At 45.4% G+C, this 16438-nt stretch carries 6 protein-coding genes; 3 read left to right on the top strand and 3 right to left on the bottom strand.

The features are described 5' to 3' along the window. Both GVT53_RS10830 and nagB read right to left on the bottom strand, forming a co-directional pair. Entirely contained in the window at positions 1-2973 is a 2973-nt protein-coding gene (locus tag GVT53_RS10830; protein WP_166248644.1) for a SusC/RagA family TonB-linked outer membrane protein, read from the bottom strand. Between the two features lie 57 nt (positions 2974-3030). Then, positions 3031-4938 (bottom strand): glucosamine-6-phosphate deaminase, encoded by a 1908-nt coding sequence (gene nagB / locus GVT53_RS10825; protein ID WP_166248643.1) that lies wholly within the window; start codon positions 4936-4938, stop codon positions 3031-3033. A gap of 178 nt (positions 4939-5116) precedes the next feature. Here nagB and GVT53_RS10820 point away from each other — a divergent pair, with 178 nt between their 5' ends. Both GVT53_RS10820 and murQ read left to right on the top strand, forming a co-directional pair. Next, complete coding sequence (locus tag GVT53_RS10820; protein ID WP_166248642.1) at positions 5117-5866, top strand: DeoR/GlpR family DNA-binding transcription regulator; 750 nt, start codon at positions 5117-5119, stop codon at positions 5864-5866. Between the two features lie 63 nt (positions 5867-5929). Next, complete coding sequence (gene murQ, locus GVT53_RS10815; protein WP_240905224.1) at positions 5930-6688, top strand: N-acetylmuramic acid 6-phosphate etherase; 759 nt, start codon at positions 5930-5932, stop codon at positions 6686-6688. 2 nt (positions 6689-6690) lie between these two features. Here murQ and GVT53_RS10810 read toward each other — a convergent pair whose 3' ends face one another. Beyond that, positions 6691-7809 (bottom strand): PQQ-dependent sugar dehydrogenase, encoded by a 1119-nt coding sequence (locus GVT53_RS10810; RefSeq protein ID WP_166248640.1) that lies wholly within the window; start codon positions 7807-7809, stop codon positions 6691-6693. A 153-nt stretch (positions 7810-7962) separates the two neighbouring features. Here GVT53_RS10810 and GVT53_RS10805 point away from each other — a divergent pair, with 153 nt between their 5' ends. Next, a complete protein-coding gene (locus GVT53_RS10805) occupies positions 7963-16290 on the top strand; it encodes a T9SS type B sorting domain-containing protein (RefSeq protein ID WP_166248639.1) in 8328 nt (2775 codons plus the stop codon). Positions 16291-16438: the final 148 nt, after the last annotated feature.

The raw sequence follows: 16438 nt of genomic DNA, 5'->3' as shown, positions 1-16438 counted from the left end.
TTAGAAGCTTACGTTAACGCCTAACTGATATGTTCTTGGTATTGGTACAGTTGCGAAGTCAAATCCACGAACACCGTTGCTTTGTCCGGCAGCGCTTACTTCAGGATCCCATCCCGAGTAATCGTCCCAAGAGATAAGGTTTCTTCCTACCAAGCTGAACTTAACATTGTCTATGTACTCCCAGTTTGGTTTAAAGTTATAGCTCAGGGCCACTTCACGTAGTTTTACGAAAGACCCGTCCTCTACAAATTCTTCGAAAATGTTTGCTTGTGCACTTCCGTATCCTTTTGGACGGTTGCCCAATAGTTCTTGTCCAACGTTGTATCCGCCACCGAACACTACGTTATCCAATAACCTTCTGTTCCAGTTGAAAACATCGTACCCTTGCACGGCATCGAATTGCACCCGAAGGCCGAAGTTTTTATAGGAGAACTCATTGATCAATGAACCAAACCAGTCTGGGTTTGGATCTCCTATAACTTTGGAGGACTCCCCATCTTCGGTGGTTCCTCTATAGGGGTATCCATTTTCATCGAGGGCGATGGAGCCATCTTCGTTTCTTGCATAGAACTGTCTGTAGAAAACGCCCAGCGGCTCTCCTTCGATCACATAATTGGTCGAGAAACTTCCGGCCAAGGTGAGCCTTCCACCACCCGCAACATTGGTTACCTCGTTCTTATTTTGGGAAAAAGTTGCGGTTACGTCCCAACTAAAATCAGGGGTTCTGATAGGAGCTCCTCTCAGTAGTACCTCCACACCAGTATTCTCTAAGTTCCCTACGTTCTCGAACCTTGAGCCGAACCCACTGGATGGGGCCAGAACCCTTGGCAAAAGAAGGTCGGTTACTTTTTGTTTGTAGTACGAGAATTCAATACCCAATCTATTGTCGAACAATCCGGCATCAAAACCTAATTCAATTTCATCCTGTCTTTCTGGCTTTAGGTCTTCGTTGCCCTGTGCGGTAGAAGGGGTCAAACTTACGGACCCGGTCAATGCAGATGGATTGTATATGGAGAACCTGTCAAAAGCTCCCAAAGCTGTTAAGTTACCGGCTTGTCCCCAGGATGCCCTAAGTTTTAAAAGGTTGAATGTGCTTCCGAATGTATCTTGCCAAAAGTCCTCGTCCGAAATCACATAAGATCCACTGGCCTTAAAATAGATTTGATTGCGCTCGTCCTCGCCAAATGTTGACGCTCCATCCATACGAACGGCTCCATTGACATAAATTTTGTCGTTTAAGGCGAATGATTGCTGGAAGAACGCTCCCCAATAGGAAATCTTTGACCTAGATTCACCCTGTTCCAAGATACTTCCCCCGGTTGCCGTTTGTACAACGGGCGGTAGTCCTGTAGCATTTATGCCCACTCTGTCTCTTTCTTCATATTGCCAAGAACCACCTAATGTGGAAGTTGAGCTGATAGCATTGCTCAAATCGGTCTCATATGTTAAATTAAGGTCCGAATTGTACTGGAAGTTGTTCAAATCCGCTCTCCTTGCATACCCATCTGGGTTGGGCGAGGTGTTGCCTATGGGGATATAGGCTGTTGCGGATTGATTGTAATAATCCATACCCAATGTGTATTTTGCACTCAAATGCTCATTGAAGTTGGCGTTCAAAGCGATGCTGGTAATAAAGCGGTTGGTTTTTTGGCCAAAATCAAAACGGTCAACAGCTTCTGCTGGATTGGTCCGCGCCACTGCCGGGGAGGTTACTGGATAAACACCGGAATCGTCTGGTGATGGATCAATGGAGTTGTCGCTGAACACAAAACCTGTGATGGCACCATATGCGTTGTTGATACCACCGTTCGGCACATCTTTGCTTACACTGCGCACATAGTTGAACCCTCCTGTAATATCCAGCCAATCAGTAGCTTTTTGGGTCAAGTTTGCTTTGAACCCGTATCGCTTAAAGTTGGTGTTCTTCACAATACCTTCGTTGTCTAGGTGGGAGGCCGACAAATAGTATGATGTTTTTTCGGAACCCCCTGTCATGGATAAGTAGTTTTCTACGCCAAAACCAGTTTCAAAAAAAGCATCTTGCAGGTTATAGCGTTCAACTTCATAGGTGTCCAAGTTGTTTCGGTCACCGGGAACTTCCCATGCCAATGGAACTGTATTGTAATCTATTTCCTTGCGGAGCTCATTGATCCGTGTGTTGGTCATGAAGGTGAATTTTGGTTTACCGGTCCTACCTTGTTTGGTAAAGATCTGCACCACTCCGTTACTGGCCCGGGAGCCATAGATTGCCGCTGCGGCCGCACCTTTGATCACCTCGATTTTCTCGATGTCGTTAGGGTTAATGTCCGCTAAGCGGTTTTGGGAATTACCACCAAGGTCTACCAACTCGTTACTGGAGTTGCTAATAATGATTCCGTCTACAATGTAGAGTGGGTCGGAGTTACCGGAAATGGTACTCGGTCCCCTCAAACGGATGCTTATACCGCCCGCAGGGTCACCAGAGTTTTGTTGAACCAAGGCCCCGGTGATTTTTCCGGCAATAGCTTGATCAATCTGTGTTGCCCCGTTATCCGTTAAATCTTCGGCTTTAACAGAAGAAATGGCATTACCAAGCGTCCTTTTGTTGACACCTGATCCCGAACCGGTGACAACGACCTCGTCGAGGCTCAAAAGGTCTTCAGCAAGCGCAATGTCGGTGGAGATTGTTTGTCCACTTCCGGCATCTACAGCAATTTTCTGGGTCGTAAAACCAAGAGAGCTGAACACCAATGTCTGTGATCCGGTTTCCAAAGTTGCCGTAAAGCTGTAGTTACCATCAAAATCGGTTACTGTACCGAAAGATGTGTTTTCAATAAAAACCGAAGCGCCCGCCAAAGGAAGTTCGGTGCCGGCTTCTGTTACAGTTCCAGTAAAGGTGTATTGGCTCTGGGCAAACGCTGAAAGCGTGGATGCCAAGAGCACAAATAGCACCAATTGGAACCTCAATCCTAAGTAGTCATGAAGTTTTCGCATAAAAATGAGTAGTTTAATTTAATTGAGTTTAGTTAGAACGAGTAGTTTTTTTCTTCATTAAAAATGATAGCGCACAAAGCCTTCCATGGCTTCGTATTCTGCCATTCCTAGCGCATTATATCGGTTAGCTGTGTCTTTGTTTCTTTGCTCAGCACGTTGCCAGAACTCCCTTTCGTCGTTGCCAGGGAACATGGCACTGTCCTTTTGGGATTGGTGCTTGAAAATGGCATTGATTTTTCGGGCCATGTCCTTCGGGCCAATTGGTACGGCCATTTCCATGTCGGCAATGTCCCATTCCTGCCAAGCACCGCGATACAGCCATACGTAGCAGTTTCTGATCCATTCCACACGGTCTTCCTTCAATTTTTCAAGGGCCTTGAATATGATCTGAAGACATACCCTATGTGTTCCATGCGGGTCGGACAAATCACCAGCGGCAAAAATTTGATGCGGTTTTAATTTGTTCAGCAAATCATACGTTATCTGCACGTCTTCATCTGAAAGCGGCTTTTTTCTAACGGCACCGGTTTCGTAGAAAGGTAGATTTTGGAAGTGGGCATTTTCTTCGGGCACACCGCAATATCTACAAGCGGCCAATGCTTCTCCTTTTCTTATGAGTCCTTTGAACTGCTGTACTTCTGGGCTATCGAGTTCCCCAGGCTTTTTGTTGGCCAAAAATTCGCGCACCTCTTTAAACTTCTTTCTAAGATCTTTGTTGTCTTTTTGAACGTCCGTGGCGAAATCCAAAAAGCGAATGACCTCATCATCAAACACAGCAATGTTTCCTGAAGTTTGATAGGCTACATGAACATCATGTCCTTGGTCTACCAGCCTTAATAAGGTTCCTCCCATGGAAATAACGTCATCGTCGGGGTGCGGACTAAAAATCAATGAGGTTTTGGGGTGAGGTTTTGCTCTTTCGGGTCTTTGACTGTCGTCTGCATTGGGTTTTCCGCCCGGCCAACCGGTTATGGTATGTTGTAGTTGATTGAATACTTTAAGGTTGATTTGTTCTGCTGAACCGATTTCCGCAATGAGATTACCCATTCCGTACTCATTGTAATCCTCGTTGGTCAACTTCAAAATTGCTTTGTTCAGTTTTTCGGAAAGCCAAATAGTAGCAGTTTTGATAAGTTTTTCGTCCCAATCACATTCAGTGGCCAACCAAGGGGTTTTAATTCTTGTTAGGGAAGAGGCTGCTGCCTCGTCCAGAACAAAATCACAATTTTCATGATGTTGTAGGAACGTGGCCGGTACGGATTCTTTGATTTCGCCTTCGACCGCTTGTTGTATAATACTGGACTTTCCCTCGCCCCATGCCATAAGGATTATTTTTCGGGCATTCATTATGGTGCCCACTCCCATGGTTATTGCTCTTTTGGGAACGTTTTCCTCTCCAAAGAAGTCGCTGGCGGCATCGAGTCGGGTAACACGGTCCAAACGAATCAATCGGGTTTTACTGTTAAGTGTGGAACCAGGCTCGTTAAAACCGATGTGGCCGGTTCTTCCAATTCCAAGAACTTGAATATCGATTCCGCCTACATTCTTGATTTTTTCTTCATAATCATCGCAATATTTTCTAACCTCGTCCATGGAAAGATTTCCGTCCGGGATGTGGACATTGTGCGGTTCAATGTCGATATGGTCGAACAAATGTTCGTTCATGAACCTCACGTAACTGTGAATGGAATCGGGCTCCATTGGAAAGTACTCGTCCAAATTGAATGTGATTACATTTTTGAAACTCAATCGTCCTTCTTTGTGGAACTGGACCAAGTAATCATAAACTTTCACAGGCGTTGAGCCTGTTGCCAAACCTAGAACAGCTTTAGTTCCCTGTTCTTGTTTTTGTTTGATCAAACTGGCAATCTCGTTGGCAACGGACAACGAAGCTGCATCTGAATCCCCGTGGATAATAGTGCGGATTTTTTCAAATCTTAATTCTTCCTGATAAGGCTGGTACATAAGAAAATAAATAAAATTTTAGCAGAATGCTGAAAAAGTTAGTTCCAAATATATGCAAAAAACTGCAAAAACTGCAATTAAATGCATTTTTAAATAAGTTTACGTGGTAAACCGCAAATTTTTGCAGTATTTTGCCATTGTTAGCGATACTTTTGATATTTATTTAACTTTATCGCCTATGTTAAAAGAAGAAAGGCAGCAGTTTATATTGAACGAGGTCGGGATCCATAACAGGATTCTTTTGACGGACATTGCCGATGAGCTGAATGTTTCGGTGGATACCATCCGTAGGGATATTAAGGAGTTACATACTGCAAAACAATTGAAAAAGGTACATGGTGGTGCTGTCTCGTTGGGGTTCAACAATTATAATCCAACAGGGAAAAAGATTTATTCCCTTGAAAAAAAATCACAAATAGCGGAGAAGGCCCTAGGTTTGATCAAGGACGGGCAGGTGATTTTGTTGAGCGGAGGTACTACCAATTTGGAACTGGCCAGAAAATTACCCCCAAAAATGAAGTTGACCTGCTTTACCCCGAGTCTTCCGATTGCGGTCCAACTTTTGGGAAAAAGCAATATTGAAGTCATTTTTATAGGGGGACGCCTTTCCAAGGATTCCCAGATTACAGTTGGTGGCAGTGCCATAAATATGCTCTCCGAAATAAAGGTGGATATTTGTTTTTTGGGTACCAACTCGATCCACCCAATGGAAGGGTTGACAGAGTTTGATTGGGAGATAGTGCAAATGAAAAAGGCCATGATCCATAGTTCCAGAAAGGTAGTCTCTCCCTGCATCTCGGAAAAGATAGGATCCTTGCAGCGCTATAAGATATGTAGTGTGGAGGAAATCGATGTCATGATTACAGAACTTGAGCCCTGGGACGCAAAACTAGAAGCATTTAAAAATTTGAACATTCAAATACTATAAATAGTGGTAGAAAAACACATTAAGATTACCGAGGAACCATCTCACTACGATGGATTGGATAAGATGGATACTTTGGATATCGTGACCAATATAAACAACGAGGACAAAAAAGTGGCCGATGCTGTACAAATGGTATTGCCACAAGTGGCCAAAGTGGTAGATGAAGCGGCGGAACGTTTTGAAAAGGGCGGACGATTATTTTATATTGGTGCGGGTACCAGCGGAAGATTGGGCATTTTGGATGCTTCCGAAATACCGCCGACCTTCGGTATGCCCTACGATAAAGTTATTGGCCTCATTGCAGGGGGCGACAAAGCTATCCGTAAGGCCGTGGAAAATGCGGAGGACGATACGAAACAGGCTTGGAAAGATCTTCAGGAGTACGACATAAACAAAAATGATGTTTTGGTGGGCATTGCAGCGTCCGGTACCACTCCTTATGTGTTGGGAGGTGTTGCGGATGCCAAGGCTAACGGAATCTTAACGGTGGGCATCACCAATAATCCAGGCTCACCTTTGGCCCAAGCCACGGATATCCCCATTGGGGTTAATGTGGGGCCCGAATTTTTAACGGGAAGTACCCGTATGAAAAGTGGGACCAGTCAAAAATTAGTGCTCAACATGATTTCCACTGCTTTAATGATACGTGTGGGGCGGGTAAAAGGAAATAAAATGGTGAACATGCAATTGAGCAATACCAAATTGGTGGACAGGGGAACCCGCTATATTATGGAAGAGCTTGGTCTTGATTACGATGACGCCGAAAGGGCCCTCAAAAAGTACGGCTCCGTAAAGTTGGCCGTCGATGCCCTAAAAAAATAAGGTTACTTAGGTTCCAATCGGTAAATGCCCTTATTTTCTATGCTTACATAGATAAAGCCATCGGGAGCCTGCCTAACGTTGCGTACCCTTCCCATGCCGTCCAATAATTTTTCGCGGTAGACCACTTTGTTGTTCTGTAGTTCCAAGCGCTCCAAATATTGAAAGGCTAACGAACCCACCAATAGGTTGCCTTCCCATTCGGGGTATTTCCCGGAAGTAATGAACGCCATGCCCGAGGGTGCAATGGAGGGTGTCCATTGATACAGTGGCTGTTCCATACCGGGCCGGGAGGTTTCATCGGTAATTTCCGTACCGCTATAATTAATCCCGAAGGTAATTACGGGCCATCCGTAGTTTTTCCCTTTTTGTATGATGTTGATTTCGTCGCCGCCACGTGGTCCATGTTCATGTTCCCATAATGCACCTGTCTCAGGGTGCAGTGCCAAACCCTGTGGATTTCGATGTCCATAGCTCCAAATAGCTTTTTTTGCTCCCGAGTCATTTACAAATGGATTGTCGCTAGGGATACTGCCATCATCATGAAGGCGATAGATTTTGCCTCCGTCCCGAGTAATATCTTGAGGGTTTACATCCCTGTTGCCTCTTTCTCCAATAGAGAAAAATAGATAGCCTTCGTTATCAAACTCTATTCTGGAACCAAAGTGCTGGCCCCTTGTGGAATTGGGACTTGCCTTGTACAGTTGTTGTATGTCCGTCAATGTGTTGTTGGATAACTTGGCCCGCATGATGGCGGTATTTCCCCCTTTGTCCTCTCCTTCGAAAGAGGCGTAGGAGAAATATATCCAGCCATTGCTGGCGTGGTCCGGATGCAGCTCAATATCCATCAAGCCACCTTGGCCCCTGTTGTAAACCTGTGGCGTATTCTTGACTTCTGTTACGTTGCCAGCTTTGTAAAGTAGGAGCTTTCCTGATTTTTCGGACAATAAAATTGAGTTGTCGGGCAAGAAAACCATTCCCCATCCGTTCTCAATATTTCCAATCACCAATTCCACAGTAAAATCGGTGCTTTGGGGAAGATTTATATCTTGATCGGCGGTTTGTGCGCAGGATGTACTTAGCAGTACAACGAAAAAATAGGGTATTAAGAGACTATTTTGCATAATTTTACGTTGAAATAACAGATTTTATGGATGAACGGCCTTTTTTTGAGCTGTGCCATATAAGATAAAGAGAAATTTTATAAGAACAGAAAATTACAATTAAAGAATATTGAGATCCCAAATCTGAATGTTCTTCTTAACAAGACTTAACCTATGCTCCCACAAAAAACAAGGCATTTGCTATATGCCGTGTTGTTGGTGTTCATATCAATCTTCGGTTCCACGGTATTGGCCAAAACCCATGTAGCTCGTATACTCACAAAAATAGTATCGAAGGAAACAGGGCCCGATACCCAGAAAAAGATTTCAGATGCAACCTCAAAAAATGCATCCAACGAAGAAGGAGAGCTGTTCGCAACAACTGCTATGTTCGCCACCATCATCAATGGTGCCAACGAAGAGGTCGTGTGTCCCAATGATGGGAGTACAGTGGCCAAGTTCTTTTTATGCGGAACCAGTGATACCCGGACGCTCACCTTGAGCCAATCGGGGAGTTCTTACCAATGGCAAAGGCTCGACCCCAACAGCTGTGCACCAACGGTAGTGGAAGATTGCCCCACTATAAACAATGCCTGTACTTGGAACACCGTGGGTACTGGAGCTACCTTCAATCTGGCCACTGCGGGCGAATTCCGTGTGCGGGTAAATTCTGGTCAATATTATTATTTCAAGTCGACCCTCAACCCATTGAACCCCCAACTTATCAAAGAGGATATTATTTGTGGTAACCCGGGAAGGGTAGAGGTGACCAATGTCCCTGCCGGTTATGAGTACAGTTTGAACAGTGCCGCAGGTCCCTATCAAGATGCTCCGTTCTTCGATATTCCCGCTTCGGGCGATTACCGTGTGTATGTTCGATTGAAAAATGTTTCCGAAACGGCATGTGTTTTTCCATCAAACTTGTTGAGGGTAGATGATCTTGACATCAATGTAGATGTTACCGCCCATGATATTTTGTGCAGCGGTGAACTGGGCAGCATTGATGTTGCCGTTTCCGGAGTGCCCGGTTTTTACACCTACAGATTGGTGAAAAACGGTGTTACGGTAGATACGTTTGGCCCCAACGGAGCTGATACGTATACATTTGCAAATGTAAGTCCGGGTACCTACAATATTCGTGTTGAAACCAATAATTGTTCGGAGACCATTACCTCCGATATTGATGGTGACCCGATCGTGATAGGGGGAGGAATTAGTCCATTGGCTGTTTCGGCAACGGCATCCGATAGTTTTGGATGCGGTGCAACATCGGTCAATGTAAACGTAGCCACAACCGGCGGTACCGCACCCTACCGAATTAGTGTGGATGGCGGGGCATTTGGCCCAACGTACCCGAGCACCACCAGTTTCTCCGTATCAACGGCAGGAACCTACAATATTTTAGTGGAAGATGCCAATGGGTGCCAGCGAACCGCGGCAGTAGATGTGGAAAATATTCCGCCGCCCGTTTTCAGCTATGTTGAAGAAGACGCTAATTGTGGTGGTGCCAACGATGGTAGGATCACGGTAAACGTCACCAGTGGGTTTGGTTATGAAATTGCATATAGTATCAATAATGGAGGTAGCTTTCAGATAAGCAATGTGTTTTCCAATTTGGCACCGGGTACTTACGACTTGGTTTTGAGGTATGAACAAGACGCATTCACTTGTACAACTTCGCCCCAAACAGTAACCATAGGAACGCCATCAACCATCACGGCAACCGCTACACCAGATAGTTTTCCTGTCTGTACCGATGAAAACGGAGGACAAATCACCATCTCCGGGGTTTCTGGGGGAACTGGACCTTATGAATATAGTATTGGTGCCGGTTTTGGAAGCAATAATGTGTTCTCCAATTTGGGAGTCGGAACTTATACTCCCATGGTCCGTGATGCCAATGGGTGTGTGCAAACGTTGCCAGATATTCCTTTCAACAGCTTGAACAAACCAACGAATATCGATTTCAGTATCTCGAGCCTGGATTGTATCACCACAACAGCATCTTTGGATTTAAGCGTAACAGGTGGTTCAGGTACCTATACTTATGAAATTATTTCACCATCGACAAGTGCGGTAAACAATGGGAACAATAATACGTTTACTGGATTGGGCTTGGGTACATATACCTTTAGGGTAACCGATGATGAAGGTTGTTCTTACGAAGAAAATTATGCCATTACTGATATCAGCTCCATAGGCGTGCAAGGGCAACAGACCCGAGTGGTTACCTGTGTGGGCGATTCCGACGGACAAGGACGATTTTTGGTGGATGGATTCAACTCCACCTACAGTTATAGTATCGATGGCGGGACAGTTTTCACAGGGGAGAGCGATAGCATTGTAGCGTTGACAGGTTTGTCCGCCGGAAGCTACGTGATTACCGTTACCGATGAAGAAACCAATTGTGTGGACACAGCTACCTTGGTCATTGAAGAACCATCCACTGCATTCGATATTTCAAGTTTGGATGTAACTGCAATGAGCTGCCAGAATGGAAACACGGGAGCCGTTCGTGTAAATACCGTTGGCGGATGGGGCGGTAACCGATATACCTTGACACAGCCCGATGGCTCCACACGGGGACCAAAGAACGGAAGTACATTCTCCAACCTTTCGCAAGAAGGAACCTACCAGGTCAGGGTAACCGATGCCAACGGATGTACCGTGACCGAAAGTTTTACGTTGACCCGTATAAATGCGCCAACACTGACTTTGGATAACGGTGCATCGGATTTCTGTTACGATAACTTTACCGCAGCTACCCTTGCGGTAAATGCTTCGGGCGGATTGGCGCCCTACCAATATCGAATCAATGGTGGGGTATTGGGAGGAAGCAATAGCTTTGCGGGACTTACGCCGGGTACATATACCATTGAGGTGGTGGATGCCAACGATTGTAGGGATACCGTTACCGCGACCATACAGCCCCAAGTAATGGCGGACGCTTCAATAATTCAAGAGTTGGACTGTGCAGGCCCTCCTGGTCAAATTCAAGTGGATATCAGGAATGGATACACCTCATCAGGCGATTATGATTTTTATGAAGTGAGCATCAACGGTGCCCCATATACTTCGGACAATAACAATATTACAGGAAATTCGTTTGTGTACAGTATTCCGAACGATGGTTCGATCATTACCGATACCACCTTCCAGTTCAGTATTACCGATGCCCGTGGCTGTACCACGCAAACCAATACTGTGACCATATCGCCTCCAGAGACCATTGCAGGTAGTGTGGTGGGAACAGACACGCAATGTGGGGATGATACAAGTGGCATTGTGGAACTGATTCCGGATACAACACAAGGGATACCTCCTTACGAATACAGTAATGATGGGGGAACAACCTTTGGCAGTCAAAATATATTCTCGGGATATGGAGCAGGTACACATACAGGGTTCGTTATCCGTGATAGCAGAGGTTGTGTTAGCCCAATATATGATGTGACCATAGGTTCCAGCGATCCATTGGATGCCACGGCCACACCTACGGATGCCGTTTGTTCATCAATCTTTAATCAGGTATACGGATCTATCCAAGCGAATGTAATTTCAGGAGCGGCTGCACCTTATGATTATGTATTGGTCGATGAATTTGGAGGGACCGTAGCTTCATCACCAGGCTCACCAGACCCAACGGTAACCTTTCCCAACCTACCTCTTGGAAACTATACCGTGGTAGTTACCAATGCTCTTGGGTGCGAGGACCGCGTTCAGGTGGTCATAGACCAAAACGAATTGGATTTGACACCTATTGATGCAGAACCAACCGTATGTTCTGATACTTCATTCCCATATCGTGTTCAGGCCAGTGGGGGGACCGAACCTTATGAATTTAGACTTGTGGGAGACCCGACATGGACACTTGGAGAGGGCCCTAACAACGATATTTTTGATGTAACCGGTCAAGTCGTTCCCGGTGTCACTTACTTTGTTGAAGTAAGGGATGCTAACGGCTGTACCTATATTGAAGAAATTGAACCCATTGGTCCAACCAGTCCTGTTGCTGTTAGCGCAACATCATTGGCGGCTTCGTGTAACGTAGCGGGCAGCGGTTCCATTGATTATGAGGTCTCTGGAATTTCGGCACCGGGCAATTTTACCGTGACCGTCGAAAATACGGATACTGGGGCAACCGTTTCAACCGATACATTTACTGGTGAAACCATACCGTACAATGGAACGGTTACAGGATTGGCTCCCGGAAACTATCAAATCATTGTTACCGACGACACCAACGGATGTAGTGGAAGCACTTTGGCTTTTATCGATATCAGTTCCGTCTCCATAGCCATTGACAATTTTGTGGAAGCTACCTGTAATGCTGGAGCTTTGGTTACGGTAAGAGGCTTTGGAAGCACCGAACCCTACGGTTATGCCTATGTGCCCACCGGAAGTGCAGCGCCATCAACATTTACATCAGAAACCACTTTTGAGGTACCCGGGCCATATCCGGCTGACTACGATTTTTATGTACAGGATGCCAATGGCTGTACCGCTTTGACCACATTAACGGTGACCCAAGAGGCGGGAGTGCCCGACCCGGTAATCGACGTGGTAAACCAGTGTACCGCCACAAGTGGGTATCAAATCAATATTGTTTCTCCACTTTCCACAGGTTCCGGATTACCGGAAGAAACGTTCCAGTATGATCTTGGAAGCGGTTTCCAATCAAGTACGTCATTTGTGGTACCTAATCCTGGAAGTTATGTGATCACCGTAAGGGACGGCAACGGATGTACCAACACAGTGACCGCTGAGGTATTTGATTTCTTCGCGATTTCAGCCGATGCCACATCCTATCCGACCTGTAACGCTGGTGATGGTGTAATTACCGTAAATACGACAGGGGGTAGTGGTAATTTTCAATACCAACTAAGAGATGTGGATAATGGAATGGCCAATGTAGGGCCTCCACAAATCAATAACAATATTTTTAATAATGTTGACCCTGGTAACTACAATATTTTGGTTACGGATTTAGATTCAAACACAACTCCATTGTGTTCCGATGAAGCTGAGGTGATTGTCTCCACAGTGGATACACCTGCTATTACCGCCACACCAAAAAGTGACATTACATGTTTTGGAGCTGATGATGGAACCATTTCTGTGGAATTGGACCCGTTGACTGCCACCGATACTCCGATTAACTATGTGCTGTACCAAGGTTCTACAGCAACAGTAGTGGCAGGGCCACAACCGATGAATCTTTTTGACGATTTGGAGCCAGGAACGTATCAAGTTGAGGTGGTTTCCAATAGGGGATGTGCTGTTCGTTCTGGTGATATTACAATAAATGAACCTACGCAACTGCAGATCAATGCGGTGAATACCGAGTTCAGTTGTAATCCTTCCAGTAACCAATTTAGTATGGCCTATATCGACGTTTATGTTGATACAAATGGGGATGGAACAGGAACATTCACTGGAACTGGGCCCTATAGTTATAGTATGAATGATGGTACACCGCAGTTCGATGGGACCAATTTTCAGTTTAATGATAATCGGTTTCCTGTTATTGATAATGGAACCGACCAGACGATTATCTTAACGGTACGTGACCAAAGTGGTTGTGAAATTACGGATACTGTCTTCATCCCAGCCCCAACGGACATCACTTTTAGCTACAATGTGAATCCGATTACCTGTGATGCATCAGGAAGTGGCGTAAGCGCAGGTTCCATTGATATCATAGTAAACGAGGGTCCTGGAGATTATGAAGTGCAGATACTGCCCTTGGGCTCCGAACCTGCCCGTAACTCGGGAGGAAGCGATAGGGTCACTTGGGATATTGCCACGCCCGGAAACTATATTTTTGCTGTCACCGATGTGGGAAGTGGCGGATGTAGTTATTTGACGACTACCGTCAACATGCCAGAGTACAATACCATTGAAGCGGTTATCGCCGAAGTGGAACCCGTAACTTGTTTTAACGGTTCCGATGGTGTTATTAGTTTGGCCATCAATAATTACAGTGGTCAATATAATTATGAGGTCTTTACGCGTGATAACTCAGGAGTGGAAACGACTACGGGCATCACAGGCACTTTTGATACCAATTCACCTATCAATACCCCAGAGCGTATTGAAAACGTTCCTGCAGGCAACTTGGTGGTCCGAGTAGAAGCATTGGATTCGCCGTACTGCGATACCGTAAGTAATGTTACAACCGTTCGTTCGCCCGATAGGGGATTGACTGTTGATGCGGTACAAACATCCCCGGTTACCTGTAATGTGCCCGGACTGGGAGAGATTACAGCTTCAGGTGATGGAGGATGGGGTACCTATGAATATCAACTGGTGGCATCCGATGGAACCATATTGGTGGATTACCCCAATACCAATCCAGTATTCGAAAATCTATCAACGGATACCTACACTGTAAATGTGAGGGATTTAAGGGGTTGTGAGTCTACAATAGATGTAGATTTGCTTCCACCAATAGAAATTACAGCGGATATTCGTATTGTTAGCCCATTGGCGTGCAACAATGATAACGATGCCATAATAGAAGCCTATAATGAGGCAGGAGGACAAGGGCCTGGCAACTATCTCTATCAATTGAACAGAATTACGGACGGTACCAACAGTGGTCTACAAACTACGCCCCGATTTGGCAATCTTTCCGCAGGAGACTACAGAATCACCATTTTTGATGGCTGGAACTGTAGTGCCCAAACAGATTTGATAACCATTACGGACCCGGAAATAGTGGTTGCCGAATTGAGGGAGCTTCAACCGCCGGGTTGTGGGGATTTGGGTAGAATGGAGCTCGAGGTGACCAATCCAGAGCCGGGTGTCAATTATTCCTATAGAAAAGCAGGGACAAGTGATACTTTTGTTGATTTCGGAGTTGGCATGACAAGTGTTCAAATTGCTGTGGACATTACCACAGATCCAGGACCGTTCCAGTACGAAGTACAAAACGACAATTGGTGTCCGTATGAAACATCCAACCAAATTTCTTTGGACCCTGCAGCACCTTTGGTGATCGATCTTGATCTGTTGAACGCTACGATCAACTGTGCAGGAGAAGCTACCGGAATCATTCGTTCCGAAGCATTTGGGGGAATCGGAAACTACACCTATACCTTGGTTAACTCCAATACGTTGCCTGTTTCGGCAGCATCAATAGTGCGCCCGACCCAGAATTCAGGTATTTTCAGGGAACTGAACCCGGGAATCTATTATGTCTATGCACAAAGTGGTGGATGCGAGGTGATGTCCGACCGCATTGAAATTGAACCAAAAGACCCATTGGTGTTGGATTATTTGGAAGCTGTACCGGTAATGTGTGCGGGGGATATGAACGGGCAGATCATTATTGAAGCAAGCGGTGGAACAGGTCAGATACGATATTCCATTTCCGATACCTTGAGCGAGTTTTTCGAAGGTGACGACCCCGATAACCCTAACAGAAAAACGTTCAACGATTTGGCACCAAGAACCTATGATATCATCATTCAAGATGATTTGGGGTGTACCATTACCAGAACAGTGGAAATTACCCAGCCTATGGAGCTGGTGGCCGGAGTTGCGGAAACCACACCGGAAACCTGCATGGGAGACGGTGATGGAAGTATGACTCTTGAGATAACCGGAGGAACAGCACCTTACTATACCAGTGTCAATTCAGCGGACGATGCGGATTTTGTACAAAACGATAGTCTTTTCTTTGACAACCTCCAAGGAGGTGAGAGTTATGTCGTTTTTGTTCGCGATGCCAATGGTTGCCAAACCAACGTGATCGCTGAAATTGGAGTGGGAGTTGACATTATTGCTGAACCATTGGTGGAATATGGTTGCGAAGGCATATTCCCAAATAGTACGGTCACCATCAATATTGCGGATGGTTCACAACTATCGGATTTATTGTTCTCTTTGGATGTGGACGATGTACAGATGGCCACAAACCAGCGAACCTTTGGTGATTTACCAGCAGGGGAACATACCGTTTATATTTATCATGCAAATGGATGTGTCACGTTTGTAGAGTTTGAAGTGGAATCTTACGAACCTTTGACTTTGGAAGCCTCCAAAACCGGTCCGAATGAGGTTACCGCAATTGCGACGGGAGGCTTTGGTGGATACGAATATTTCTTCCAAGGGGAATCTTATGGCGAGGAGAACATTTTCAATATAACCGAAGATTCCAATATAACCATAATGGTTCGTGATCAAAATGGATGCGAGGCAACATTGGTAATGCCCTTTAACTTTGAGGGAATGCCCGAAATGCCGAATTTCTTTACCCCGGACGGGGATAACATGAACGACTTTTGGTATCCTGGAAACCGCGAATTTTTCCCGAATATAGATGTGATCATTTATGATCGCTATGGTAGGGTAGTGGCTCGTTTAGATCAAGTGAAAAAATGGGACGGTAACTACGACGGTAACCCTCTTCCAACAGGTGATTATTGGTATGTGGTCAATGCAAACGACACTGAAAAACAACGCTTTGTTGGACACTTTACCTTATATCGCGAGTAGACGGGGTTCATATACTTGATGCGGAAACATACCTCTTCATATTTGCCGATAAAAGTTTTATTGGCAGAAGGTTGAAATGTCGTCAAAATTTTTATTTTTGCAGTCCGTTTTCGGGATGTGGCCCTTCGGCTACGCTCAGGATGGACTC

The organism is Flagellimonas oceani (genome assembly GCF_011068285.1).
GTDB classification, from domain to species: Bacteria; Bacteroidota; Bacteroidia; order Flavobacteriales; family Flavobacteriaceae; genus Flagellimonas; species Flagellimonas oceani.
This window is presented reverse-complemented; position numbering and strand designations above follow the sequence as displayed.

Bases quoted from the DNA above. Each gene is read 5' to 3' on its own strand.
- GVT53_RS10830 (WP_166248644.1), bottom strand. From the start codon at position 2,973: ATGCGAAAACTTCATGACTACTTAGGATTGAGGTTCCAATTGGTGCTA.
- nagB (WP_166248643.1), bottom strand. From the start codon at position 4,938: ATGTACCAGCCTTATCAGGAAGAATTAAGATTTGAAAAAATCCGCACT.
- GVT53_RS10820 (WP_166248642.1), top strand. From the start codon at position 5,117: ATGTTAAAAGAAGAAAGGCAGCAGTTTATATTGAACGAGGTCGGGATC.
- murQ (WP_240905224.1), top strand. From the start codon at position 5,930: ATGGATACTTTGGATATCGTGACCAATATAAACAACGAGGACAAAAAA.
- GVT53_RS10810 (WP_166248640.1), bottom strand. From the start codon at position 7,809: ATGCAAAATAGTCTCTTAATACCCTATTTTTTCGTTGTACTGCTAAGT.
- GVT53_RS10805 (WP_166248639.1), top strand. From the start codon at position 7,963: ATGCTCCCACAAAAAACAAGGCATTTGCTATATGCCGTGTTGTTGGTG.